Below are 24342 nucleotides of genomic sequence, written 5' to 3'. Positions count from 1 at the left end.
GGCGAGGTTGCGGACCTGCTGGGCGGCCCAGGCCGCGCGGACGCCCACGCACGATCCGATCCATCCGCGCCTTGGCCCTGCGTCTGGCCAGGGAGAATACCTCGTGGGGATATCGACGGATCCACGGGGAACTCGCCGCACTGGGGATCAAGGTCGCCGCCTCCACCGTCTGGGAGATCCTCCGCGAGCACGGCACCCCACCCGCCCCCGAACGGCAGAGCACCACCTGGGGCGACCTCCTCCGCAGCCAGGCCAAGGCTCTTCTCGCCTGCAATCTTTTCGAGGTCCACACTCTGACGGGAGCGCGCCTGTACGCCTTCGCCGTCATCGAGCACACCACCCGTCGCATCCAGATCCTCGGCGCCACGGCACACCCCACCGCGGAGTGGATCGTGCAGCTCGGACGCAACCTCCTCATGGATCTCGAGGACGCGGGCAACAAGGTGAAGTTCCTCATCCGCGACCGCGACGCAAAGTTCACAGCCGCCTTCGACGCCCTGATGATCGATGCCGGCCTCAAAGTCGTCACCACCGGGATTCGGATACCGCGGATGAACTCGCTCATGGAGCGCTGGATACAGACCTGCCGCAGGGAACTTCTGGACCGGACCTTGATCTGGAACCAGAACCATCTTCTCCACGCCCTGCGCGAGTACGAATCCTTCTACAACGAGCACCGCCCGCACAGGGCATCGCCAATGCCAGAGCCCTTGCCACCACCGATCAACGATCCCGACGCGTTAGCCCGCCTCGACATACGCCGACACGACATGGGGTTTCTGCGGCCGCCCGCACCGCGCCCTTCGGGTCGCGGCCGCAGATGACAGTCATGTCGATGTCGAAGGGCAGGCCGTCCACCGCGCCTACCTGCGCCGACGTGGCATCCGATGGAGTTCCGAGGCGGAGCGGGTGCATTCGGAGGGCGCAAAGAGGCTGGAAAGCGGGCAACCAGCTCTGTGGAGCGGGACTATTGATGCCTGGTCACGACGTGACGAACAGGGGAGTGGAGTGGATTGGTGAACTCTGCTGAGGGAACGGGCGGTCGGGGCATGGACCGTGGTCGAGGTGGGCGGCACGCGGTCGTCGTGGGTGGGAGTCTCGCGGGGATGCTCGCGGCGCAAGTCCTGGCCGGTCATGTCGACCGGGTGACCGTGGTCGAGCGCGACCGGTTCCCGGACGGGACGCAGTCGCGGCCCGGTGTGCCGCAGGGCCGGCATCCGCATGTGCTGCTGGAAGGCGGACAGGTGGCCCTGGAGTCGCTGCTGCCTGGCATCCAGGCGGAGCTGCGGGCGGCGGGAGCGCCTCGGGTGGGCATGCCGTCGGACATGGTCGCACATCAGAACGGACGCTGGTATCGCAGGTCGCCCTCGACGACGCACATCTACACCGGTTCCCGCGCGCAGCTCGAGGAGCTGGTGCGGCGGCGGGTACTCGCCAACCCTGTGATCAGCACGGCGGAGGGGACCGATGTCGTCGGGCTCCTCGGTGACGCCTCGCGCGTGCGGGGTGTGCTGTTGCGGGACAGGTCCGGCGACACCCGGGGCGAGCAGCGGGCCCTGGAGGCCGACCTGGTCGTCGATGCTTCCGGCGGCGGCACCAAGGCGCCGCAGTGGCTCACGGCGATCGGGGCCGAGGCCCCGCACGAGGAGACCATCGACACGGGGCTCGCGTACGCCTCGCGCGTCTACCGCGGCAAGGGGGGCGTCCTCGACGGTCACACCGTCAGCTACTACGTCTACCCGAGCCCCGACCAGGTCCACGCCGGCGGAGCCCTGCCGCTGGAGGACGGCAGCCATCTGGTCATCGTCTCGGGGCTGCGCGGCGACGAGCCGCCCACGGACGACGACGAGTTCGTGACGTACACCAACAGGCTGCCGCATCCGCTCCTGCACCGGTGGCTGGAGGAGGCCGAACCGCTCTCGCCGGCGTTCGGCTTCCGTCGGACCGCCAATGTCCGCCGCCGCTACGACCGGCCCGGCCGCTGCCCGGCCGGGTTCCTCGCCGTCGGCGACGCCCTGTGCACCTTCAACCCGATCTACGGGCAGGGCATGGCCGTCGCCGCGATGAACGCGGTCGCCCTGCGTGATGCGCTGACCGATCCGCGCCGTACTCCCACGACACTGCGCGTGCAGCGGGCACTTCTCGCGGCGTCCCGGCAGGCGTGGGACATCTCCGCCGGAGCGGACCGCAAGATGCCGGGTGCCATGGGCAACGCGGTCGACAGCGGGATCGCGGACCGCGTCGCCGACTGGTACCTGCGCCGGGTCCAGGAGCGGTCCCCTGGCGATCCTGTCGTGGGGCGCGTCTTCCGCTCCGTACTGACCCTCTCCGCACCCATCACCGCCCTGTTCGCCCCGCCCGTGGCCCGGGCCGTCCTCTTCCGTCCCCCCGCGCCGACACCCGCCGAGCCACCGGCGACACCGGAGAAACCGGAACCGGCGGCCTGAGCGGCACCGACGGCCTGAGAGGGGGCACCGACCTCGCCGACAGCTTCACCCGGGCCATCACCGACCCCGAGTCACAGGCAGGGGCATTGGTGTACGCGGCCCGCCAAGTCGAGACACCTCGAGCACGCCCGATGCTTGCGCAGGCGTTTCGGCTTGACGCCGATTGCTGGTCTGCGACTGCTCTACCTGTTCTTCTGCCGATTCCTGGGCTGCTCGCTCTTGCTGGGCCGGTCGACCGTCGCGAACCTTGCGCTTGCCGTAAATGTCATCCGCCCTGGTGGGAGGTGGCGCGCGGTGTACCGGAGGTCGACTGGCGAAGTCGCCGAAACAGGCGCTCTCGCGAGGCTGGCGCTCACCGCGGCAAGATGATCGACCGTGCTGCTGCGACTGGCTTACCTGGGTGTGACGAACGCGTTCGCGATGCTTCGCCTGCTGCCGATGTCCGACCGGGGCAAGTGCGCGGAGATCCTCGCGCTGCGCCGCCAGGTCACCGTGTTGGAACGTCAACTCGGCAAGGGCAAGATGAGGTTAATGCCGAGCGATCGGGCGTTCCTGGCGGCGCTGCTGCACCGGCTGCCACTTCACGTCCTGCCAAGATTACGGCTGCTTGTACGCCCCGCCACGGTGCTGCGTTGGCACCGCACCCTCGTCGCACACCGTCATGCCGCCTCCTGCCGGCCCAAGCGTCCGGGACGGCCGCGCACGGTGCGCTCGATCCGCGTCCTGGTGCTGCGGCTGGCGAAGGAGAACCCGAGCTGGGGGTACAGGCGTCCGCACGGCGAGCTGCTTGTGCTGGGGGTGAACGTGGGCGCGTCCACCGTCTGGGAGATCTTGAAAGAGGCCGGCATCGACCCAGCAGCCGAGCAGAACTCCAGTACCTGGGCCACCTTCCTCCGCTCCCAGGCTGATGCCCTGCTGGCCTGCGACTTCATGGAAACAACACCCTGTCTGGGATACGGATGTACGTGCTCGTGGTGATCGAACACCGCAGTCGCCGGATCCGGTTCCTGGGCGCCACCGCGCATCCGGGCGCATCCTGGGTAGCGCAAGCGGCGAAGAACCTTGCCATGGACCTCGAAGACCTCGGCTGCCGGGCACGGTTCATGATCCGAGACAGAGACGGGAAGTTCCCAGAACTGTTCGATGCCGTCCTCAAGGACGCGGGGATCGACGTCGTGCTCAGCGGCATCCAGATGCCACGAATGAACTCGATCATGGAAAGGTGGATACAGACCTGTCGCCGCGACCTCCTGGACCGGACGTTGATCTGGAACCAGCGACACCTTCTCCACGCCCTCCGCGAGTTCGAGCGGTTCTACAACGGACACCGACCACACCAGGGCACCGCCAACGCCAGGCCACCGCACCCCTGCACGGATGAAGTTTCCGGCAAGGGCAGAGGTCCCGCACGTCCCGAAGCCGCCGGAAGGTCTCCTCGGATGCCTCAACCACGGGCGCTGACGCGGTGATCGTCATCTGGTAGCGCAGTTCGTAGCACGATGCGAACCTTTCCCGCGCCGCTCTCTCTCGCTCCAGCGACCCAAGCTCATGGTCTCGAGCGAGGAGGCGAAACGCGTTGCGCGCCTTCGATAAGCAGGTCAGATACTCGCCGTACAGCGTTCGGCGAACCTCCAAGAGATGGGCCCTCCGCTCCCGCCGCCACCGATGGCGATCGAAGAACGCGCCCGATGCCGTCGCTATGACAGCACCCGCAGCAGCACTGGCCAAAGTCGCCCACTCCACAACGTGACCCTACTGACTTTTTCGTTAGTTCTGTGGGTGCGGGGGCTTCAGTGGTGTGAGTATCCAGTGGTGTCCTCTCGCGCTGAGTCTGATGTCTGTGCTGTATCTGTTCCGCCGTTGACGCGGCCGCAGTTGGCCGAGGCCCGTCGCATGCGCGCGGCCGAGATGTTCGAGCCGGGGGTGTGCCCAGGCCGAGGTCGCGCGGGCGGTGGGAGTCTGCCTGGAGAGCGTCCGGCGCTGGAAACGGGTGTGGGAGCAGGGCGGGATGCAGGCACTGCGACGGCGCCCGGCTACCGGCCGCCCGCCCAAACTCGACGACGCTCAAGTCGCGGCCGTGGAAGCAGCGTTGGTGCAGGGCGCCCAGGCGCACGGGTTCGAGGCCGATCTGTGGACTCTGGAACGGGTGGGTGTGGTGGTGGAGCGGCTGACCGGGGTGCAGCTGGCGCGGGCGTCGGTGTGGCGGCTGCTGACCGGACGGATGGGCTGGAGCCTGCAGCGCCCCCAGCGCCGGGCCGTCGAGCGGGACGACGCCGAGATCGCCCGGTGGATCGTGTGGGGCTCGAATAATCGTCGCTCCTGGTCAAGCGGCATAGCTGTACTCGTTGACCACGCCGCCGAGGACGCGACTACGCAGGACTCTGCGGCTGGGCGGCTCCAGGACCGGAGGTGGTGGCCCGTCCGCCTGTGGAGGTAGTTGGCGTCGGGCCCGGTGGGGGCAGTGCGCGTTGTAGTGCCTCTGGTACGTGGCCAGGATCTTGAAGGATCCTGTTGCCCCTTGTGGTTATGCGGTGAGGGTGTGCTTGAGTCGGGTGAGGTGGCTGGTGCGGGTGCGGTCCAGGGGGGCGGTCGTTCCACCAGGCGTTCAGGCGGATCAGGTTGAGTGCGACGGCGGAGGAGCCGAGCTGGAGCGGTGCCTGGTGGTGGAAGACGAAGACGGTTCTGCCGCGCATTTCCGGCGTGAACCACTTGTTGCTGAGGTCGTCCCACAGGAGCGTGCCGGCTGCATTGAGCTTGCGGATGCGAGGTGCGAGGCGGGCGAGGTGGCGCAGCTTCCGTCCCGGGCGGACCCGGGCGGACGGCGTAAGTGCGTTTGCAGTGCCGAGGGCCAGTCAGTGTGCGACTTCGAGTCAACGAGAACGTTTTGACAGAGGTCAACTCTCTCGCCCGATGCCGTACTTCGCGTCCAGTTATCGACGGATGCGCCTTATTTGCCTGACCCTTCTTCCTGGGTTCTGTGTCGCGCGTGATCGCTTCGCGGCCAGGCGGTACGCCTCCGGGTTCCGGGGCTCACTCCATGCGCCCGCCGGGTACGTACTTACTTTTGCTTCGAAGGTAAGTACCTCGCCAACGCTCCAGCGACACCCCTTGCGTTGCGGCAGGTGTCTACGTACGGTGGCCAAGTTACTTCCGTTGCAGAACAATTGAAGGCAAGTCATGGGTGGGTCGGCCACAGGATCCAGACACTGCGCTCCGGTGCACACACGGGTGACCCAGGAGCCGCGCGGCCGCCGCCTCGCGCAGTGAAGTCGTATGGCGCAATTCCGAAAGTCCCCGATCGGACGGGACTTCAGGGTCGCCCCATCCCGGAAAGGGCTGAAGATTGCACGTCCTCACCCTTACGACAGACTACCTACCGAATCCCTTCTGTTTCGTCGGTGTCCATGTGGGGGCACTGACCGATGCCCTGAGAAGCGCTGGCGTGCACGTGACGGTCGCCACCAGTCACGCTCATGCCCGGAGTCCCAAGGACACGGTCGTGCGCCGTTCCGCCGGCCCGGAACGCGGCGTCCCTCTGGTCATGACGGCGCACTCCACCCCTTGGCGCAGTACCGCGCTGCTTGGTAGGGGTGCCGCTCTTCACCCCCGCTGCCAGGGTTCCTCATCGCTGCTGTATGCCGCGCGACGGACGATCGCGGGAGAGGGTGATTTCCGCGGTGAACTCGAGAGCCTGTCCAAGGATCTCGGTCTTCAGGACCGTGTCGAGTTCGTAGACAAGGTGCCGTACTCCAGGCTCTCGCACATGTACGAGCAAGCCGAGTTGTGCTGTTCCCCTCGCTTCAGGACATGGTGCCGATCGTCGTCTGCGAGGCCCAGTCACCAGGGAAGGCAGTCGCGGCGTCACGCGTGGGAGGCATTGGGGAGCGGGTCGACCACATGTGCACGGGTCTGCCGGTCGACAACGGAACGCCTGAGGAGTTCCGCAATCACATCACCTGGCTCCTCGACCACCCCGACGGAGCCGCGCACATGGGGAAGGAGGCGGCCAGGTACGCCTCGCTGAACTACGAATGGAACACCCTGGCACAGAAGCATGTCGAGGTGTACGGGAGCCTTTTGGGGAGGTTGCGGCAGTGATCCGTGCAACGGGGGTTGCGAGAGATGAGCAGTCGTCCGGTGCGCACAGGCCGGAGAAGACGGCGCAGCTACACCGGAACGGAAAGTCGGCCGGAGCGGCACCAGAGGAGGTCAGCCTGACGGCACTTGCGTCGGCCGCCTCGCCCCGCTCTGCCGGAATCTGCCAGGACCATGTGCGCGAACTGGCCGAGTCCGGCGGGCCGTTACCGCCCATCCTGGTGCACAGGTCCACGAGCCAAGTGATCGACGGAATGCACCGGCTCCACGCGGCCGCCCTGCGCGGCGACCCGACGATTGCGGTCGTCTACTTCGACGGCGACGAGTTCGAGTGCTTCATCCAGTCTGTCCGGGTCAACCTTGCACACGGCCTGCCGTTGTCGGCCGGGGACCGGGAACAGGCCGTCAAGAAGATTCTCAAGGCGCGACCGCACTGGTCCGACCGGGCGATCGCCGAGGTGGCGGGTATCAGCCCGCCGACGGTGGCCGGAATCCGCAGTCGTTCAACTGCAAGTACTTGGCAGTTGAGCGAGAGAGTGGGACGGGACGGGCGGGTGCGGCCGACTGACGGCGGGCAAGGCCGCCGCAGAGCCGCCGAGATCATCCTGGCCTGCCCGACCGCATCCCTCCGCGAAGTCGCGAGACAGGCAGGAGTCGCTGTCGGCACAGCCCACAACGTACGGGTCAGGCTCCGAGAGGAAGGGCACCCCGTCCCCGGCAGGCGGGACGAGCCGCAGCGGCAACCGAACCGGAATGCGGATCCCCTCGCTGCCGACAGGATTCCGCATGCATCACCGCAGACCGGCGCGCGCGGCAGTGGGCAGGTGCTGCTCAGCCTGCGCAAAGACCCATCGCTGCGCCTGAGCAGCACAGGCCGGTTCCTCCTGCAGTGGCTCGGCGTACTCGCCGTGGAGCCGGAGCAGTTGGAGAAGTTCGCTCGCTCTGTACCTCGCCACTGGGTGAAGGCCACGGCCGCCCTGGCCCGGGAGTGCTCCGACAGGTGGGCCCGTCTCGGGGAAGCTCTCGAACGGCGTACGGACGCCGTTTAGCCGGTGAGACGCGCCACTCGCGGTGCGGACCCCGGTGAACACTCGACGGTGAACGCTTTCCCGGGTTCCGCCGGGGGCGTCAGGATAACTCGCGGGCCGGGCCGTGTACGCCCTGCCCATCACTGGACCGGACTGCTCCGCCCCGCCGATGGCCTGACTCCCGAACCGTCCATCAATCAGTCCCTGTGATTCCTCCGACCTGCCCACCAGCAAAGAAGCCCCGGGCTCGCGCCGGTTGTCCTCCGGCTTCGCGGAAGAACCCGCTCCGGTCCGGATCCGCACATGAGGTGATCGTCTTGTCTGAAGTCACACCGGAGAAGAAGCCAATTCTGATCAGCGTCGTCCTTCCCTGTTACAACGAGGAAGCGGTCCTTCTGAGGACTCATGCGCGCCTGTCCTCGTTGACACGGCAGAACGGCGGCGTCAGGTACGAGCTCATGTACGTCGACGACGGCAGTACCGATCGAAGCTGGGAAATCATCCAGGACCTGGCGGACCGGGACACCGCGGTGCGGGCAGTCCGGTTCAGCCGCAACTTCGGCCACCAGGCCGCGTGCATGGCCGGGCTGCGGGAGGCAGCGGGCGATGCCGTCGTCGTGATCGACGCCGACCTGCAGGATCCGCCCGAGCTCATACCGCAGATGGTGGAGCTGTGGCGCGAGGGCTGGCCGGTGGCCTCCGCCCGGCGCACCGGCAGGAGCGGGGAGAGCGTGTTCAAGAAGGCCACCGCCTTCACCTGGTACCGCCTGCTCACCGCGGTGTCCGAGTACCCGGTGGCAGTCGATGTGGGGGACTTCCGGCTACTCGACCGCAAGGTGGTCGACACGCTGACCGGGCTGGGCGACAGCGGACTGTACCTGCGGGGGGCGGTGAGCTGGGCGGGATTCCCCGAGGCGAGCGTGGCGTACCAGCGCGACGCACGTGCCGCCGGTGAGTCGAAGTACACGCTCGGCAAGATGCTGGCGCTGTCGCGGCGTGGTCTGATCAACGGCTCTGCCGCACCGCTGCGCGCGGTGTCGGTGCTCGGCGTCGCGTCACTGGCCGGCGCCCTCGGCCTCGGCGTGCTTCGCCGGGACGCGAGGAACGCGCTCCCGGTCGGCCTGTTCGCGCTCCAGGCGCTCTCGCTGGGGACGGTCGGCGAATACGTGTACGACGTGTTGGGCCAGGTCCGGAGGCGGCCACCCTATGTGGTCCGCGACCGCGTCGGCGAGGCCGCCGGTGCCGCACTCGCCGAAGCGGCCCGCCCCCTGCCGGACGTGGCGCAGACGGCGCCCGCGGCGGTGATGGAGGCCGTGCGATGAAGGAGCTCAAGGCGACGTCGGTGGAGAGGGCCGAGGAACCCGTGGACGTGCTCGTCGTCGGTGGAGGATTCACCGGTCTTGCCTCGGCCCTGGAGCTGGCGGCGCGGGGGGTCAGCTGCCGGATCATCGAGCGGGAGGACGGCATCGGCGGCCTGGCGGCGAGTTTCGACGTCGGTGGCCGGCAGTTGGAGCGCTTTTACCACCACTGGTTCTCCTCGGACCACGAGATGATCGGGTTGTGCGAGGAACTGGGCGTCTCCGACCTGATGAAGCCACACCAGACCCGCACGGGCCTGTACTACGCGAACTCCGTGTACCGGCTGTCCAAACCGGTGGATCTGCTGCGCTTCACCGCACTGCCGCTGCCCGACCGGCTGCGCCTCGGTCTGATGGCGCTGCGCGCCCAGCGGGTGCGCGACTGGCGGGAGCTGGAGCACCGCACCGCCGAGGACTGGCTGGTGGAGCTCGGCGGACGGCGAGTCTACGACGTCGTGTGGCGCCCCCTGCTGGAAGGGAAGTTCGGCTCCTACGCCGGCCAGGTGGGCGCGACGTGGATGTGGACCAAGTTGCACCTGCGCGGTGGCAGCCGCGACAAGTCGGGCAACGAGACGCTGTACTACCTGCGGGGCGGCAGCGACGCCCTGCTGACCGCGATGGCCAAACGGCTGGCGGACCTCGGAGTCGACATCCGCACGTCCACCACGGCCGAAGCCGTTCACGCCGATGCCCGTGGGGCTACCGGCGTCCTGGCCGACGGCAAGTTCTTCCCGGCCCGGCACGTGCTCGTCACCACCGCCCCGCCTGTTACGGCCGCGCTGCTCGACGGACCCGGAACCGAGCACGCCGCGGTGCCGGAACTGCTCCGGCAGCTGCGCGGGATCGACTACCTCGCCAACGTGTGCCTGGTCCTGGAGAACAACCGCCGCCTGTCGGACACATACTGGCTGAACGTCAACGACCCCTCCTTCCCGTACGTGGGTGTCATCGAGCACACCAACCTCGACGACCCGGCTCGGTACGGCGGACGGCACATGGTCTACCTGTCGAAGTACCTTCCGGCGGACGCCGAGTTGTACCGGATGTCCGACCAGGAGGTCTTCGAGTTCAGCCTGCCGCACCTGCGCCGGATGTTCCCCGCCTTCGACCGCAGCTGGGTGGAGGAGTATCACGTCTGGCGCGCGGAGTACGCGCAGCCGGTGATCACACCGGACTACACCCGCACGATGCCGCCGCTGCGCACCCGGGTGCCCGGCCTGTACCTCGCCAGTATGGCGCAGGTGTTCCCGGAGGACCGCGGCACCAACTACGCGGTACGGGACGGCCGGAAGGCTGCCCGGCTCATCGCCGAACGGGTGCGCAAGGAGCGCCGTGAACGCGCGGTGCTGACCGACATCCCCGAGGGAAACCATGGCTGACCTGATTTCCATCGACGAGTGCGAGAAGCTGGACATCGCCCGTGTCCACGACCTGTACCGGCGGTACGTCAGCCGCAGCCAGGTGTCCCTGATCGGCTCCTTCGGCTTCGGCGGTGATCTGGTCGAGCACGCCGAAGGCGCCTGGATCACCCTGCGCGACGGCCGCCGCGTCCTCGATTTCACCGGCGGCATCGGGGTGCTCAACCACGGGCACAACCATCCGCGGATCCTTGCCGCACGCGAGCGGTTCCAGCGGCAGCGCCGCATGGAGGTGCACAAGAACTACTTCTCCCCGTACGTCGCAGCGCTCAGCCACAACCTCGCCGCCCTGCTGCCCGGCGACCTGAACATCAGCTACTTCCCCAACTCCGGCGCCGAGGCGGTCGAGGGCGCGGTGAAGCTGGCGTACAAGTACCACGCGGGGCGGCGGGGCACGATCCTGCACACCGACATCGCCTTCCACGGCAAACTGCTCGGCGCGGGCAGCCTCACCGCCTCACCCGAGATCCACTTCCCGTTCCCGCAGATCCCGGGGGCCGACTCCTTCGCCTACGACGACCTCGCGTCCTTCCACGAGGCGCTGGAACGGCACTGCTCGTCGGACGGCCGCAGCGACGTGTACGCGGTCGTGCTGGAGCCGTTCAGCGCATCCAGCCTCCAGGAGTGTTCCGAGCGGTTCCTGCGCGAGGTGCGCCGTATCTGCACCGAACTCGACATCGTGCTGATCTTCGACGAGGTCTACACGGGGTGGGGCAAGACCGGTGAGCTGTTCCACTTCATGCGCTACCCCGGCCTCGTCCCGGACGTGCTGACGATGTCGAAGTCCTTCGGCGGCGGCAAGGCGTCCATCTCCGGCTACGTCACGCGAGAGCCCGTCTTCCGCAAGGCGTACGACAACCTCGGCGACGCCACCCTCCACAGCACCACCTACTACGGCTTCGGAGAGGAGACCGCCACCGCCCTGGAGGCCCTCGCCATCGCCGTGGACGAGGACTTCCCCGGCCGGGCGCGGAAACTGGAGGGGCAACTGAACACAGGGCTCGCCGAGATCGCCGCCCGGTACCCGGGACTCGTGGCGGGCACCCGCGGCCGCGGAGGGCTGCACGGAGTGTTCCTGCGCCCGCCGGCCGAGATCCCGGACCGGTTCAGAAGCCTGCTGCCGAGTTCCTTCGCGAAGGACCCCCAGACCGTGCAGAAGCTGATCACCGGGTCAGTGATCGCCGCCCTGTACCGGGAGCACGGCGTCCTGTCGTTCTTCGGCTCGAACCGGCGCATCGCCCTGATCGTCTCGCCCCCACTGGTCAGCGAGGAATCCGATGTCGACGTCTTCCTCACGGCGCTGGACGCAGTACTCGACAAGGGCGCCGCACGCCTGCTGGCCGGCTTCGTGAAGGAGAAGGTGAGCTCCCGATGACGGCGTCGGTCAGGGCATCCGGCATCCCGCGCGTCACCACACCGCCGCGGGCGGACGACACCTCCGCGACCGCGCGCCGTGCGGCCGGCGCGCTGCGAGCCAGCGGACTGCCCGCCCAGTGGGCTCGGCACTACCGGTGCCTCAGCGGGGCGCAGGCCGGCGCCGAGGCCGAGGAGCACGTGGCCCGCACACTGGCGACCTTGCCCGCCCACTACCGTCTCGCGTTCCTCTGCGCCCTGCGTGCCCTGCCGGTCGCCACCCTGCTGACGCGGGGCCGGAGGGCGGCAGGGAGCGGCGGCGTCGACCGGTTGGCCACCCTGCCCGGTTTCCGGGAGGTCGTGCGCGCCACGACGACGCTGGCGCTGTACGGAGCGCTCGACGGCCGGACCCGGCAGGAGGCGCCATGATCCGCGCGCTGAGCCGGTTCCGCGCCCTGCCCGTCATCGACTGCGACGTGCTCGTCGTCGGCTCCGGTGCGGGCGGCAGCGCGGCGGCACTGGAACTGGCGGCGGCCGGACGGGAGGTGACCGTCCTGGAGGAGGGCCCTCGGGTGGAGACCGCCGAGCTGGCGGCGGCGTCCCCCGCCGAGAACATGCGCCGGCTGTACCGCCAGGGCGGGCTGACGCCGATCTTCGGCACCCCCACCATCGCCTACGGCGAGGGCCGGTGCGTCGGCGGGACCACGGTGATCAACGGCGGACTGTTCTGGGAGCCGTCCGAGGCCCTGCTCGACCGCTGGGCGCAGGCCTCCGGCGTCGACGGCTACCGCGCCCCCGACCTGGGGCCCCGGCTGAAGGTCATCGCGCACCGCCTCGGGGTGATCGCCCAGCAGCCGGGTGACGGCAATCGTGACTCCGTGCTGTTGTCACAGGGGGCCGACCGGCTCGGCTGGCGGTGGACGCACTCCCAGCGGGCAGTGCGCGCCTGCGCCCACCGCAACCGGTGCGCAACCGGCTGCGTCACCGGCGCCAAGCAGAGCATGGCGGTCAGTTACCTGCCCGAGGCCGAGTCGATGGGTGCCCGGGTCGTGCCCGGCGTGCGGGCGCTGCGGATCGCGCACAACGGGCGAGAAGCTCGCGCGGTTCTCACCCGGGACGGTGCGGGCCGCTGGGCGTCGTACCGGCCGCGCACTCTGGTGCTCGCGGCCGGCCCCCTGGGCACCCCGGCGCTGATGCAGCGCAGCGGGATCCACGCCGACCGGGCGGGGCGGGGACTCGCCCTGCACGTCAACCTGCGCACTGTCGCCCTGTTCGACGAGACGGTGAACGCGGACCGGGGCACCATCTTCACCACCCAGGTGCAGCACTTCACGGACCGCGGGATGCTCGTCATGCCGTCGAATGTCACTCCAGGCGGACTCGCTGCCGCACTTGCCGGGCACGGTCCGGATGCCGTCCAGCGGTACGTGGACCGTATCGGGCAGGCGGGCGTCTACACCACGCAGGTCCGACTGGAGAGCCTGGCACGCATCATGCGCGTTCCCCCCGGCGGCACGGTGCTGCGGCATCGCATGGGCAGCCGGGACCACGCCGCGTTGCGCACCGCGTTCCGCGACACCGCACGTCTGCTGTTCGCAGCCGGGGCGAAGGAGCTGGTCCCGCCCGCGGGCTTCAGCGGCCCGCTGCAGAACGAGGCCGACGCCGAGCGGTTCTGCGCGCGGGTCCAGCCCTGTGACTGGGAGTTGGTGTCGGTCCACGGGATGGCCTCGTGCAGGATGGGCCTGCCGAAGCGCGGCGGGGTGTGCGACGCCTACGGCAGGCCCCGCGGCTTCCGGAACCTGTACGTCTGCGACGCCAGCGTACTGCCGGGAGTGACCGGTATCAGTCCCCAGGGCACGATCATGGCGTTCGCTCACGAGATCGCCGCGCGTATGCCTGCCTGACCGTCGCCGGAGCCGCCGGCCGACGGCGGCTCCGGCAGTCACCACCGACATCACATCTGGAGACTCCATGGCACAGGGCCCCGCTGCCCCGAAGGCGCCCACGAACCATCCTCCGCTGTTCAGCCCGACGGCGGTCGTGGCATCCTGCGTGGGCTTCATCCTGATAGGCGCCCTACAGTCGCTGTACGGGCCGGCGATCCCGGCACTGCGCCAGGACTTCGGCCTGTCGCCATCGGGCGCGGGACTGGGTCTCAGTGCCCACTTCATCGGCGGTGTGACCGGCGTGCTGGCCTTCGACCGCGTCCACGGCCGGGCCAGCAACCGCATGCTCCTCGGCGCCTCCTACGGTTTGATGGCCGTCGGCAGCCTCGGCTTCGCCCTGTCTCCCACCTGGCCTCTGGCGCTGCTTGCGGCTCTGGTCACCGGCTTCGGCTTCGGCGGCATCGACTACGGTCTCAACCAGCTGTTCGCGGTGGGATTCGGGCGGCGCAGCCCGGCCATGCTGAACATCCTCAACGCCCACTTCGGCGTCGGGGCGATCGCCGGCCCGGCCCTGATCGGCCTGTTCGGTGCACAGCACTACGCAGGGATCTTCGGGGCCTTCGCGGTCCTCGCGGCGGCGCTGCTGTTCACCCTCGGCGGGGTGCGGGACCGGGAACAGGCAGCTGAGCCGGCGGCCGACCCGACCGCAGTGGGCGCCGCCCGCCGCACCGGCCCGATTCTGGGTGTCTTCGTTCTCCTCTACGTCCTCAACGTCCTGGTGGAGGCCGGGGTCGGCGGCTGGGAGCCCACTCACCTGGAGACGGTCGGCTACACCGCCGCCACGGCGGCATCCGCGACGTCCGTCTACTGGCTGATGATGACGGTCGGCCGGTTCCTGGTCGCGCCGCTCACCCTGCGGTACTCAGAGCCGACGATCCTGGTGGTGAGCAACACGGGGATGGCAATCTGCCTGCTCACGGCGGCCGTCCCGGCACTGGCGCCCTATGCCTACGCCGGGGTCGGGCTGTTCATCGCCCCGATTTTCCCGACCGGGCTGCCGTGGCTGAACCGCACCGTACCGACCGCCCGCCGGGCAGGGGCGCTGGTCATTGCCGCGTCGATGGTCGGGGGTGTGGCGGCGGGTCCGTCACTCGGCAAGGCCATCGAGATATCGAGCGTACGCGTGGTCCCGCTGATCTTGTTCGTGCTGACGGCAGCGTGCCTGGCGGCCGTGGCCTGGCTGATCCGCATCGGCCACGCGACTCCGATGCCGACGGGGGTGAACGTTGCCGAGCCTGTCCTGGTAAACACCACCGACGTCACCAGGAAGGAACGCGAGGGCATGTCCGACACGTGATGACGTCGACTCACAGAGCCCGGCCCTACGCAACTCGTTCTGCGCGCCTTCGGCCTCTCCCGCATCCGGATACGGGAGATGGCACACGCGGGCGAGCTTCCCGGAGCGACCAAGAGAAGTTGGTAAGCGGCGCCGGGCCGCCTACCGCCGACCCGGCCACCCGCCCCACGTGCCTGATCCGGCAACACCCACAACTGCGCCCGCTGCGGCCACGGTTCCAGCCGGTCTTCCAGGACCCCTACAGATCGCTCAGCCCACGGCTGCGGGTCCGCGACGCAATCGCCGAACCCCTGCGCGCCCAAGGGGCGCCGCCGGCACCCGGCCGGGTCGAGGAGCTGATGCGGACGGTCGGCCTCGACGGCTCGCTGGGCGACCGGCTGCCGCACGAACTCTCCGGCGGGCAATGCCAGCGCGTCGGGATCGCACGGGCGCTGGCGGGCGAGCCGCGGCTGCTGGTGCTGGACGAGCCGGTGTCGGCACTGGACCCATCAGTGCGCGCGGGGGTGCTGAACCTGCTCACCGCCCTACAGGACGAGCAGGGCCTGGCCTACCTGTTCATCTGCCACGACCTCGCACTCGTACGCCACCTCGCACACCGGGTCGCGGTCATGCGGCGGGGCCGGATCGTCCGGACCTGCGCGGGCCGCGAACTGGGCCTCACCGCGCTGGGCGGCCTCCCTGCGCGGCCCATCGCAGGACGGTCGCCCCATACGGCAAAGGCCACGCCTGACGAGCTGTAAAGGCTGAATCAGCGATGCCGACGATGTCGTCGGTTGGTGCGATCGGCGCGCGGGGGTCGGCGCCGGGCCCACACGCCGACACGTCAGCCCTCCTGGCCCTCCGCCGCGTCGCCGAGCAGCGGATCGGGCAGACGGGCCCAGCGCTCGGCGCCCAGGGCCAGTTCACCGTCGTCGAGCACGGCGGCGTCCAGGGCGGTCCGCAGCCGGTCCTCGTCCAGCTCGGCGCCGGTGAAGACGATCTCGTTGCGTCGTTCGCCGTAGTAGTGGTCCCAGTACCAGGAGGCCAGTGTCCGGCGCTGGGACGAGGCGGCGTGCCACGCCGCGGTGTCCCCGTCCTCCAGCCAGCCTCCCGCCTCGCGCAGTTCGAGCCGGCGCCCGGCCGAGCGCCAGGAGATGACCGTCCGCGGGCGGGTGGCCATCCACAGGTGTCCGCTGCTGCGCACCACCGAGGGCATGACCCGTGGCAGGCTCTCCGCCAGCCGTTCGGGGTGCAGCGGGCGCCGGGACCGCCACAGTACCGAGGTCACGCCGTGGTCGATGCCGCGGTGGCGTACGACGGGAGCGACGGCGTCGAGGCGGTCGGCCGGTCCGGCCGTGGTCCAGCCGGAATCGGGCCGCGCCAGGGCCGTCAGCGCGGCATCGTCGCCGTCCTCCGCGTCGAGGTGCACCACCGCCGACGGGTTGAGGTGGCCGAGCAGGGCGCGGCACCCCTCCCGATGGCGGTCGTCCTCCCCCGACCCGTCCCGCACGACCAACACCTGGGCGGCCTCCACATGGCGGGCGGCCGCTTCGGCGACCGTGAGGGGCTCGGCGTGCGCATGGTGGCCGAAGACGTGGGCGGTGCGGTGCACACAGCTCAGATCGTTGATCATGCGGTCGGGGTCCACGCCGACGGCGGTCGGGGCCAGATCGTAGTGGTGCGAGAGCGGGGTCCTGCCCGATGGGGTCCGCCACAAGGCGGCCAGAAACGGCACGGGGTCCACGTTGCCGGGGAGGGCGAGCACGACATGCGGGCGCGTGGCAGCGCAGGCGATGGCGTCCAGGTCCTGCCGGATGATCACCGCGGGGTCCCCGGTCGCCCCCTGACACAGCGAGTCCCGCTGTTGTTCCGCACCACCGGTGGCGAAGCGCTGCACGAAGGGGTATCTCCCGGCCTCGTCGGCGTGCACCGAGACCGAGAGCACCAGCGCGTCGGGCACGGCACACCGCAGCAGATCCAGGAGGCGCCCCCGGGCTTCCGGAGTGTTGCCGCACACCAGGCCCAGCAGCCCCCGGCCCGCGTTCCCGCCGGTACTCACTCCGCCGCCTGCGCGAGGGCGGTCACAAGGTCGTGGGCGGTTCTGCGTACCCGCAGCAGCACCAGCGGCACAACTCCTCCTGAGGGATGACGACACAGTGTCACCACGAAGACTACATGGAAACGGTACCCATTTTCATATACGCTGAGGGCGACCGCCCACCGATCAGGAAAGGACACGCATCTCATGGCCGTTCCCAAGCGGAAGATGTCCCGGAGCAATACCCGCCACCGCCGCGCCCAGTGGAAGGCGAACACCCCGGAGCTGGTGACGATCACCATCGACGGCCGCGAACACCGCGTCCCGCGGCAGCTCGTCCCCGCCTACCGGCGCGGACTGCTGCGGCCCGAGGGCTGACCGCCCGATGGCCGACCAGCTGCCGGTGACGGTCCTGTCGGGTTTCCTGGGATCCGGCAAGACCACCCTCCTCAACCATCTCCTCAACAACCGCGACGGGCTGCGGGTCGCCGTCATCGTCAACGACATGAGCGAGGTGAACATCGACGCCGCGCTCGTCCGCGACGGCGACGCCGCCCTCTCCCGCACCGAAGAGCGCCTGGTCGAGATGACCAACGGCTGCATCTGCTGCACCCTGCGCGACGACCTCCTGGAAGAGGTGGACCGGCTCGCGAGGGAAGGGCGGTTCGACTACCTCCTCATCGAGTCCAGCGGCATCTCCGAACCCATGCCCGTCGCCGCCACGTTCGCCTTCCCGCGCGACGACGGCGCCACGCTGGGCGAGGTCGCGCGCCTCGACACCATGGTCACCGTCGTCGACGCCGCGAACTTCCTGCCGGAACTCACCGGCGGCGACGAACTGGTCGAGCGGGGCCTGGACCAGTACGAGGACGACGAGCGCACTGTCAGCGATCTCCTCATGGACCAGGTCGAGTTCGCCGACATCATCGTCCTCAACAAGCTCGACCTGGTCACCCCCGAGACCGCCGAACGGCTGGCGGCGGCGCTGTCCCGGCTCAACCCGGCCGCCCGTATCGTGCCCGCCACACACGGCCGGGTGGAACCGGTGGAGGTACTCGGCACCGGCCGCTTCGACCTTGAACGCGCCCAGCAGGCCCCCGGCTGGGTCATGGAGCTCAACGGCGATCATGTGCCGGAGACCGAGGAGTACGGCATCTCCAGCACCGTCTTCCGCGCCGCCCGGCCGTTCCACCCCGCCCGACTGTGGGACTTCATCGCCATGGAGCTGGACAGCGGGACCTTCGGCAGCGTCCTGCGTTCCAAGGGCTTCTTCCACCTGGCCACCCGCCCGCGCGTGACCGGGCTGTGGTCACAGGCGGGAGCGGTGGCCCGGTTCGAACCCTCCGGAGCACACGACGGCATCGAGCCCGGCACCGCGACCGGCCCCGACCGGGGCCAGGAACTCGTCTTCATCGGCACCGGACTGCGGCCCGCCGCCCTGCACGAAGCCCTGTCCGCATGCCTGCTCACCGACGACGAGCACGCGCAGGGCGCATCGCGCTGGGCGGCTTGGGAGGACCCCTTCCCCGCCTGGGAGACCTACGGCCTCGACGAAAGCTGTGACCACGAGCACGGACCGCACGAGGCCGTGCCGGTGCCGTAGTCCTGAGCCACGGCATACCCGGCCGGCTCCGAGCGGCACCGCCCGCGGGCCGGACGACTGTCACCCCCGTCGGGCATCCATCCAGCGCCGTTGTCCGCCGAGGAAACCGAGCGACCCTTATGAACGGTCCGCCGAGTACATCGCCATCATGATCGCCGAGGCGTGGGAGGCAAGCGTCATGCACGGTTCGCCGACCAGGCGGCTGCCGTCGGCATGGCGGTCGACCTGGCAGCGGAGCGCCATCCTGCGAGCGCTGGACGGCTGCCCCGACTTCGTCTCCGCGAGGGCGATGCACGAGACGCTCGCGGCAGCGGGCACCACGGTGGGACTGACCACGGTGTACCGCACCCTCCGGAGGCTGGAACACGCCGGTCAGGTCGACGTCGTACGGGACGTGACCGGCGAGCGGCTCTACCGCCCCCGCCCCGACGACGGCCACCGCCATTACCTCGTCTGCCGTCGGTGCGGCCTGAGCCTCGCCGTCGAAGCGGATCTCGTCGAGCGCTGGGCGGACGGCGTGTCGGCGGCGACCGGATTCGCCGAGGTCGAGCACACCGTCGAGCTCACCGGGATCTGCGACCGCTGCCACCCGGCGCCGAGCCGGGACACCTTGCTTCCCTAGCGGGCACGTCAATTCTTGGCAACGATTTTCATAACAACGAGACCGGATCATGGTCTTGACATTCATTTCCATTAACGTGGTGTCCGCCCGGCCCGACCAAGTGGCCCCTCGCCCGTGAAGCCCCCTTCCCACCCGCCATGGAGGATCCATGCTCACGTCCCCGCCCCGCCGCCTGGCGCTGATCACCGGCGCCTCTCTGGCCCTGCTGGCAGGCTGCGGAAGCTCGTCGGACTCCGGAAGCGACGGGAAGTCCTCGTCATCCAAGATCGCGGTGGTCGCCTCGACGAACGTGTACGGCGACATCGCCGACCGAATAGGCGGCGGGAAGGTCGACGTCACCTCGATCATCAACGACCCCGGCCAGGACCCCCACTCCTACGAGGCCGACACCCGGACCCAGCTTGCCCTGTCCAAGGCGAAGGTCGTTGTCGAGAACGGCGGCGGCTATGACGACTTCGTCGACCGGATGCTCAAGAGCGGCAACTCCTCCGCCGACGTGATCAACGCGGTCAAGGTATCCGGCAAGACCGCGCCGAAGGGCGGTGAGCTCAACGAGCACGTCTGGTACGACTTCCCCAGCGTCGCCAAGGTCGCCGACCGCATAGCCGCGGCCCTGGGCAAGGCCGCCCCCGGTGACGCGGCAGCCTTCAAGAAGAACGCCGAGACCTTCAAGTCGAAGCTCAAGCCGCTCCAGGCGAAGGAAGCGGAGATCAAGAAGGAGCACGGCGGCGAGGGCATCGCCATCACCGAGCCGGTGCCGCTCTACATGACCGAGGCGAGCGGCCTGGCGAACAAGACGCCCGAGGAGTTCAGCGCGGCCATCGAGGAGGGCGACGACGTCTCCCCGAAGACCCTGCGGGACACCCTGGCGCTGTTCACGGGCAAGCAGGTCAAGGCGCTCGTCTACAACGAGCAAACCTCCGGTGCGCAGACGAAGAAGGCCGAGGGCGCCGCCAAGGCCGCCGGCATTCCGGTCGTGCCCGTGACCGAGACCCTGCCGAAGGGCAAGGACTACCTCGGCTGGATGACCGCCAACGTCGACGCGCTCGCGGGCGCGCTGGGCAAGTGAGGCGCCCGGCCATGGCTCCCTCGCCCCGGGCCGGCCGGGGCGACGCCGAGCCCAGCGACACCGACACCGACACCGACGCGCTGATCAGCCTGCGTGGCGCCGCCCTGTCCTACGGAGAGCGCACGGTGTGGCGCGACCTCGACCTCGACGTACGGCCAGGCGAGTTCCTCGCCGTACTCGGGCCCAACGGATCGGGCAAGTCCAGCCTCGTACGGGCGCTGCTGGGACTGCGGCCACTGTCCGCCGGAACGCTGACCGTCCTCGGCCGGTCTCCGCGCGACACCGGCCGTCACATCGGCTACGTCCCCCAGCAGGCAGCTCTGTCCGCACACGCGACGCTGCGCGCACGCGACCTCGTGCGCTTCGGGATCGACGGGCACCGCTTCGGACCGCGGCTGCGCACGAGCGCCGCCCGCCGCCGCGTGGACGAGATCCTCGAATCGGTCGGGGCCTCGGCCTACGCGGACGTCCCCGTGGGCCTGCTGTCCGGAGGCGAGCGGCAGCGTGTCCGTATCGGACAGGCCCTGGCCACCGACCCCCGGATCCTGCTGTGCGACGAGCCGCTGCTCTCCCTCGACCTGCACCACCAGCGGGCGGTCACCGAACTGGTGGACACCCGGCGCCGCTCCCACGGCACGGCGGTGGTCTTCGTCACCCACGAGATCAACCCCGTGCTCGGGCTGGTGGACCGGGTGCTGTATCTGGCTCGGGGCGGTTACCGCATCGGGACACCGGAGGAGGTCCTGACTTCCTCGTCCTTGTCCCAGCTGTACGGGACGCGGGTCGACGTCGTCCGTGTCCACGGCCGGATCGTGGTCGTCGGAGCCCCTGACGAGCCCATCGCACCCGCGCCGCCCCACCACCCCCACGAGACCTCCGCAGCACACGAGACCGACGGAGTCCGCCCATGACGCTCGCCGACGGGATCTGGCACCAGATCTTCAACTTCGACAACTACGGCGAACTCCTGGCACTGGTCCGCAACTCCCTCATCGCCGGCGCCGCGCTCGGTCTGATCGGCGGCCTGGCCGGGGTCTTCGTCATCATGCGCGACCTGCCCTTCGCGGTACACGGCATCAGCGAGCTGTCCTTCGCGGGCGCCTCGGCCGCGTTGCTACTGGAGACGAACATCGTGGCGGGCTCGATCGCCGGCTCGCTCATCGCGGCCGGCACGATCGGGGTCCTGGGCACGCGCGTCCGTGACCGCAACTCGGTGATCGGCATCATGATGCCCTTCGGCCTGGGCCTGGGGGTACTCTTCCTCGCCCTCTACAAAGGCCGCGCGGCCAATAAGTTCGGCCTGCTCACCGGCCAGATCGTCGCCGTCGACACTCCTCAGATGTCGTGGTTGCTCGGCACCTCCGCCGTGGTCATCGTCGCCCTGGCTGCCATGTGGCGGCCTCTGACCTTCGCCAGCGCGGATCCGGACGTCGCCGAGGCCCGCGGAGTGCCGGTGCGCGCCCTGTCCGTCGCTTTCATGATCGTGCTCGGACTCGCGGTCGCCTTGTCGGTGCAGATCGTCGGCGCGCTGCTGGTCCTCGCCCTCCTCGTCACCCCGGCCGCGGCCGCCGCCCGCGTCACCGCGTCACCCGTGCTACTGCCGGTGCTCAGTGTGGTCTTCGCCGTCGCCTCGATCGAGGGCGGCATCCTGCTCGCCCTCGGCAGCTCCATCCCCATCAGCCCCTACGTCACGACCATCTCGTTCACCATCTACCTCGTCTGCCGACTGGCCGGCACCTACCACACCCGACGGTGGGGAGCCAGGAAGACAGCTCCCCAACCGGCCTGAACGACGGCGCCGCACACGAGGGAGCGAGGTGAGTACCCGGCCCCGGTGTGCGGCGGGTCGTCACATCGGGACCTCGAAATGCACCGTGGCGACGCCCGGGCCGTGTTCGCCGGTGGTGCGGGCGTCGAACACCTCCTTGGCCAGGCTTCGCCAAAAGGGTTCCGTACCGTCGATGTCGACGTTGGTGTGCAGATAGATGCGGTCGTAGCCGGGGGTGCACGCGACGAAGTCGCGGGCCGCCTCGACCAGGGTGCGGGCGAGCCCACGGCGTCGGTGCTCAGGGTGCACGTAGACACGGACCAGTTGTGCGGTGGTGTCCTTCGGGTAGCGCTCGGCGAGCCGGCGGGGGTGCGGCGGGTGGGCGGGGCCGCCGGACCGTACGCCGGTCGTGGCGACCACCTCGCCCTAGTGGACGGCCACGAGCAGCAGATGCCGCGGGTCGTCGAGATACGTGCCCTTGATGTCCACCGTGTCACGGTGCCACTGGGGTGCGTATCCGTAGCCGAACTCCCGGTAGAAGGTGTCGAGCATGACCCGGCGCGCGCCGTCGACGTCGTCCGGTGTCGCGGGGCGCACGGTGTACTCCTGGTGCGCGGTGTGTGTCACCGAGGGGTTCCTCCCTGTCCGGCCTGGGCCGAGCGTGCGGCAGCGCGGGCGGCGGGATCCGGTGCCGCGCCGCCCCGGATCCCGCCACACCAGTCAAATGAAAGCGCTTTTCAAAAACGCTGAGCGTGTCTCACGGCACCGAGGGCAGACCGGGCCCCGCACAGCGCACACCCGCCCTCGGCTCCGCCCCGTCGACGAGGTACGTGGCCACGGCGTCGTCCACGCAGGCGTTGCCACGGCTGGCGAACACGCCGTGGGAGTAGTCGTTGTCGAGGGTGATCAGGCGTGAACCCGGCAGGTGATGGCGCATTCGGCGCGCCCCCTCGATGGGCGTGACGGGGTCGTGGGCGGAGGCCACCAGCAGAGCGGGCGGCGCATCGGGGCTGCCGAGCGGGGCGTGGCGGGCGGGGTGGTGGTGCCAGTAGGCGCAGGTGGAAGCCTCCATGCCGGTGAGGACCGGCTGGGGGTCGAGGCGTCGCGTGTGGCGGATGTCCGTCACGATCCGCCGGAGTGTGGGGCCGGGGCCGTCGGCGCATTTGACGATGCGGTTGGCCGCTTCGTAGTTGCGTGAGCCCTGGCTGGTGAAGTCCTGGTCGGGACGGAGTCCGGCGGGGCTGCCGTCGCGCAGGTAGCCGCGCAGACCGTCGGCGAGGTCCGCCCAGCGTTCGGTGCGGCCAAGGGCGCGGTACACGGTTCGGTCGAACTCCGCGGGGCCGAAGGCGTTCACGGGGGCGGCGGTGAGTCCACCGCGTACGCGCAGGTAGGCCCGGCGTACGGCCTCCACGCTGTCGCCCAGGCGAAAGTGGTCCGGATGGGCGGCCGTCCAGGCGAAGAAGGTGTCGCGCTGCCGCAGCAGTGCCCGGCTCTGGATGACGTCGAAGTCGTACCAGTCCCAGGGGCCTACGACACTGTCCAGGACCATCCGGCCCGTGCGCTGCGGGAAGGCGGCGGCGTAGGCGGCACCGAGGTAGGTGCCGTAGGAGACGCCGAGGAAGTTGGTCTTCCGTTCGCCGAGCGCTGCGCGTATCGCGTCCATGTCGCGTGTGGTCTGGTCGGTGGACAGGTACGGCAGGGTGCCTTCCGCGCCCGCCGCGCAGTCGTCGGCCATGCCTCGCAGCGACGCCAGATACTTTTTCTCCGCCGCCGCGCCGACGGGTACGGGATCCACTCCGGGGCGGTGGAAGAGACCGCCCATCGGGCCGCAGTCGACGGGTGTGCTCCGGCCGACGCCGCGCGGGTCGAAGCCGATGACGTCGTACGAACGGCGCACGCTCTCGGGGAGTTTGGCCCGCTTGGTGACCGCGTAGGGCAGCCCGGAGCCGCCCGGCCCGCCGGGGTTGACCAGCAGGGCGCCGCGCCGCTCGGCGTGGCTACCAGAGGCGCGGACGCGCGAGACGGCTATGTCGATGCGCGGCCCTCGCGGGCGCTCCCAGTCCAGCGGCACGCTCAGCCGCCCGCACTCGACGCGCTCCGGGTCGGGCGGCTCGGGTACGGATGCGGGGCAGGCGCTGAAGCGGAGTGCGGATGCCGAACTCGCGGAGGGGGCAGGGGCGGCGGACTGGGCGGGCGCGGCGGGGCCGACCGCCGTGGCGATGGCCGTCAGGGCGCACAGCAGTGCCGTGCGGTGCATGGCTGAGGTCACAACGATTTCTTCCTCGGGACTTCGATCCATCAGATGACAATGAAAACGATTA

General features: G+C 69.6%; 17 protein-coding genes and 6 pseudogenes. 20 read left to right on the top strand and 3 right to left on the bottom strand.

Going from position 1 to position 24342, the window contains the following annotated elements:
- Window positions 1–26: 26 nt before the first annotated feature.
- From ACH4SI_RS16855 to ACH4SI_RS16790, 14 genes and pseudogenes are all read left to right on the top strand, one after another.
- Window positions 27–824: pseudogene (locus ACH4SI_RS16855) on the top strand (integrase core domain-containing protein); the annotation flags it as partial.
- Window positions 825–1049: 225 nt separating this feature from the next.
- Window positions 1050–2447, top strand: coding sequence for an FAD-dependent oxidoreductase (locus ACH4SI_RS16850; RefSeq protein ID WP_398296471.1), 1398 nt, complete (start codon window positions 1050–1052; stop codon window positions 2445–2447).
- 375 nt (window positions 2448–2822) lie between these two features.
- A pseudogene (locus tag ACH4SI_RS16845) lies at window positions 2823–3916 on the top strand (integrase core domain-containing protein).
- Window positions 3917–4374: 458 nt separating this feature from the next.
- Window positions 4375–4884 (top strand): annotated as a pseudogene (locus ACH4SI_RS16840) (winged helix-turn-helix domain-containing protein); the annotation flags it as partial.
- A gap of 1298 nt (window positions 4885–6182) precedes the next feature.
- Window positions 6183–6545 (top strand): annotated as a pseudogene (locus tag ACH4SI_RS16835) (glycosyltransferase); the annotation flags it as partial.
- Between the two features lie 173 nt (window positions 6546–6718).
- Complete coding sequence (locus ACH4SI_RS16830) at window positions 6719–7591, top strand: streptomycin biosynthesis protein (RefSeq protein ID WP_398296470.1); 873 nt, start codon at window positions 6719–6721, stop codon at window positions 7589–7591.
- Between the two features lie 185 nt (window positions 7592–7776).
- Window positions 7777–8892 carry a glycosyltransferase family 2 protein gene (locus ACH4SI_RS16825; protein WP_398296469.1) on the top strand — a complete coding sequence of 372 codons (1116 nt, stop codon included), beginning with the start codon at window positions 7777–7779 and terminating at the stop codon, window positions 8890–8892.
- Window positions 8889–10307: an NAD(P)/FAD-dependent oxidoreductase gene (locus tag ACH4SI_RS16820; RefSeq protein ID WP_398296468.1), complete on the top strand. Its 1419-nt coding sequence runs from the start codon at window positions 8889–8891 to the stop codon at window positions 10305–10307. Before ACH4SI_RS16825 ends, ACH4SI_RS16820 begins: the two co-directional genes overlap by 4 nt.
- Window positions 10300–11721, top strand: coding sequence for an aspartate aminotransferase family protein (locus ACH4SI_RS16815; RefSeq protein WP_398296467.1), 1422 nt, complete (start codon window positions 10300–10302; stop codon window positions 11719–11721). The genes ACH4SI_RS16820 and ACH4SI_RS16815 overlap by 8 nt, the downstream gene beginning before the upstream one ends.
- Window positions 11718–12128, top strand: coding sequence for a hypothetical protein (locus tag ACH4SI_RS16810; protein ID WP_398296466.1), 411 nt, complete (start codon window positions 11718–11720; stop codon window positions 12126–12128). Before ACH4SI_RS16815 ends, ACH4SI_RS16810 begins: the two co-directional genes overlap by 4 nt.
- Window positions 12125–13603 (top strand): FAD-dependent oxidoreductase, encoded by a 1479-nt coding sequence (locus ACH4SI_RS16805; protein WP_398296465.1) that lies wholly within the window; start codon window positions 12125–12127, stop codon window positions 13601–13603. Before ACH4SI_RS16810 ends, ACH4SI_RS16805 begins: the two co-directional genes overlap by 4 nt.
- A 67-nt stretch (window positions 13604–13670) precedes the next feature.
- A complete protein-coding gene (locus ACH4SI_RS16800; protein WP_398296464.1) occupies window positions 13671–14942 on the top strand; it encodes an MFS transporter in 1272 nt (423 codons plus the stop codon).
- A gap of 39 nt (window positions 14943–14981) precedes the next feature.
- A pseudogene (locus tag ACH4SI_RS16795) lies at window positions 14982–15068 on the top strand (30S ribosomal protein S14); the annotation flags it as partial.
- A 47-nt stretch (window positions 15069–15115) separates the two neighbouring features.
- Window positions 15116–15682 (top strand): ATP-binding cassette domain-containing protein, encoded by a 567-nt coding sequence (locus tag ACH4SI_RS16790; RefSeq protein WP_398296569.1) that lies wholly within the window; start codon window positions 15116–15118, stop codon window positions 15680–15682.
- Window positions 15683–15765: 83 nt separating this feature from the next.
- Here ACH4SI_RS16790 and ACH4SI_RS16785 read toward each other — a convergent pair whose 3' ends face one another.
- Entirely contained in the window at window positions 15766–16980 is a 1215-nt protein-coding gene (locus ACH4SI_RS16785; RefSeq protein WP_398296463.1) for a GTP-binding protein, read from the bottom strand.
- 186 nt (window positions 16981–17166) lie between these two features.
- Between ACH4SI_RS16785 and rpmF the strand changes: the two genes are divergently transcribed.
- From rpmF to ACH4SI_RS16755, 6 genes are all read left to right on the top strand, one after another.
- Window positions 17167–17337 carry a 50S ribosomal protein L32 gene (gene rpmF, locus ACH4SI_RS16780; RefSeq protein WP_398296462.1) on the top strand — a complete coding sequence of 57 codons (171 nt, stop codon included), beginning with the start codon at window positions 17167–17169 and terminating at the stop codon, window positions 17335–17337.
- A gap of 7 nt (window positions 17338–17344) precedes the next feature.
- Entirely contained in the window at window positions 17345–18562 is a 1218-nt protein-coding gene (locus tag ACH4SI_RS16775; RefSeq protein ID WP_398296461.1) for a GTP-binding protein, read from the top strand.
- A gap of 148 nt (window positions 18563–18710) precedes the next feature.
- The gene (locus ACH4SI_RS16770; RefSeq protein ID WP_398296460.1) at window positions 18711–19184 is read left to right on the top strand and encodes a Fur family transcriptional regulator; all 474 of its coding nucleotides are present in this window, start codon (window positions 18711–18713) and stop codon (window positions 19182–19184) included.
- Between the two features lie 148 nt (window positions 19185–19332).
- Window positions 19333–20253: a metal ABC transporter solute-binding protein, Zn/Mn family gene (locus ACH4SI_RS16765; protein WP_398296459.1), complete on the top strand. Its 921-nt coding sequence runs from the start codon at window positions 19333–19335 to the stop codon at window positions 20251–20253.
- 11 nt (window positions 20254–20264) lie between these two features.
- On the top strand, window positions 20265–21164 hold the full coding sequence (locus tag ACH4SI_RS16760) for a metal ABC transporter ATP-binding protein (RefSeq protein ID WP_398296458.1): 900 nt from the start codon (window positions 20265–20267) through the stop codon (window positions 21162–21164).
- Window positions 21161–22042: a metal ABC transporter permease gene (locus tag ACH4SI_RS16755; protein ID WP_398296457.1), complete on the top strand. Its 882-nt coding sequence runs from the start codon at window positions 21161–21163 to the stop codon at window positions 22040–22042. Before ACH4SI_RS16760 ends, ACH4SI_RS16755 begins: the two co-directional genes overlap by 4 nt.
- Before the next feature lie 60 nt (window positions 22043–22102).
- On the opposite strand, the pseudogene ACH4SI_RS16750 reads toward ACH4SI_RS16755, so the two are convergent.
- Together ACH4SI_RS16750 and ACH4SI_RS16745 are read right to left on the bottom strand one after the other, a co-directional pair.
- Window positions 22103–22573, bottom strand: a pseudogene (locus ACH4SI_RS16750) (GNAT family N-acetyltransferase).
- Between the two features lie 205 nt (window positions 22574–22778).
- Window positions 22779–24290, bottom strand: a complete 1512-nt coding sequence (locus ACH4SI_RS16745; RefSeq protein WP_398296456.1) for an alpha/beta hydrolase — start codon at window positions 24288–24290, stop codon at window positions 22779–22781.
- Window positions 24291–24342 lie beyond the last annotated feature (52 nt).

It is taken from the genome of Streptomyces sp. NPDC021212 (genome assembly GCF_044332925.1).
Taxonomy (GTDB): Bacteria; Actinomycetota; Actinomycetes; order Streptomycetales; family Streptomycetaceae; genus Streptomyces.
Note: the sequence above shows the minus strand (reverse complement) of the source record. Positions and strands in the feature narration are given on the sequence as shown.

Excerpts from the sequence above, each read along its gene's own strand:
- rpmF (WP_398296462.1), top strand. The coding sequence starts at position 17,167 with ATGGCCGTTCCCAAGCGGAAGATGTCCCGGAGCAATACCCGCCACCGC.
- ACH4SI_RS16755 (WP_398296457.1), top strand. The coding sequence starts at position 21,161 with ATGACGCTCGCCGACGGGATCTGGCACCAGATCTTCAACTTCGACAAC.
- ACH4SI_RS16850 (WP_398296471.1), top strand. The coding sequence starts at position 1,050 with ATGGACCGTGGTCGAGGTGGGCGGCACGCGGTCGTCGTGGGTGGGAGT.
- ACH4SI_RS16810 (WP_398296466.1), top strand. The coding sequence starts at position 11,718 with ATGACGGCGTCGGTCAGGGCATCCGGCATCCCGCGCGTCACCACACCG.
- ACH4SI_RS16765 (WP_398296459.1), top strand. The coding sequence starts at position 19,333 with ATGCTCACGTCCCCGCCCCGCCGCCTGGCGCTGATCACCGGCGCCTCT.
- ACH4SI_RS16760 (WP_398296458.1), top strand. The coding sequence starts at position 20,265 with ATGGCTCCCTCGCCCCGGGCCGGCCGGGGCGACGCCGAGCCCAGCGAC.
- ACH4SI_RS16775 (WP_398296461.1), top strand. The coding sequence starts at position 17,345 with ATGGCCGACCAGCTGCCGGTGACGGTCCTGTCGGGTTTCCTGGGATCC.
- ACH4SI_RS16815 (WP_398296467.1), top strand. The coding sequence starts at position 10,300 with ATGGCTGACCTGATTTCCATCGACGAGTGCGAGAAGCTGGACATCGCC.
- ACH4SI_RS16805 (WP_398296465.1), top strand. The coding sequence starts at position 12,125 with ATGATCCGCGCGCTGAGCCGGTTCCGCGCCCTGCCCGTCATCGACTGC.
- ACH4SI_RS16770 (WP_398296460.1), top strand. The coding sequence starts at position 18,711 with ATGATCGCCGAGGCGTGGGAGGCAAGCGTCATGCACGGTTCGCCGACC.
- ACH4SI_RS16820 (WP_398296468.1), top strand. The coding sequence starts at position 8,889 with ATGAAGGAGCTCAAGGCGACGTCGGTGGAGAGGGCCGAGGAACCCGTG.
- ACH4SI_RS16800 (WP_398296464.1), top strand. The coding sequence starts at position 13,671 with ATGGCACAGGGCCCCGCTGCCCCGAAGGCGCCCACGAACCATCCTCCG.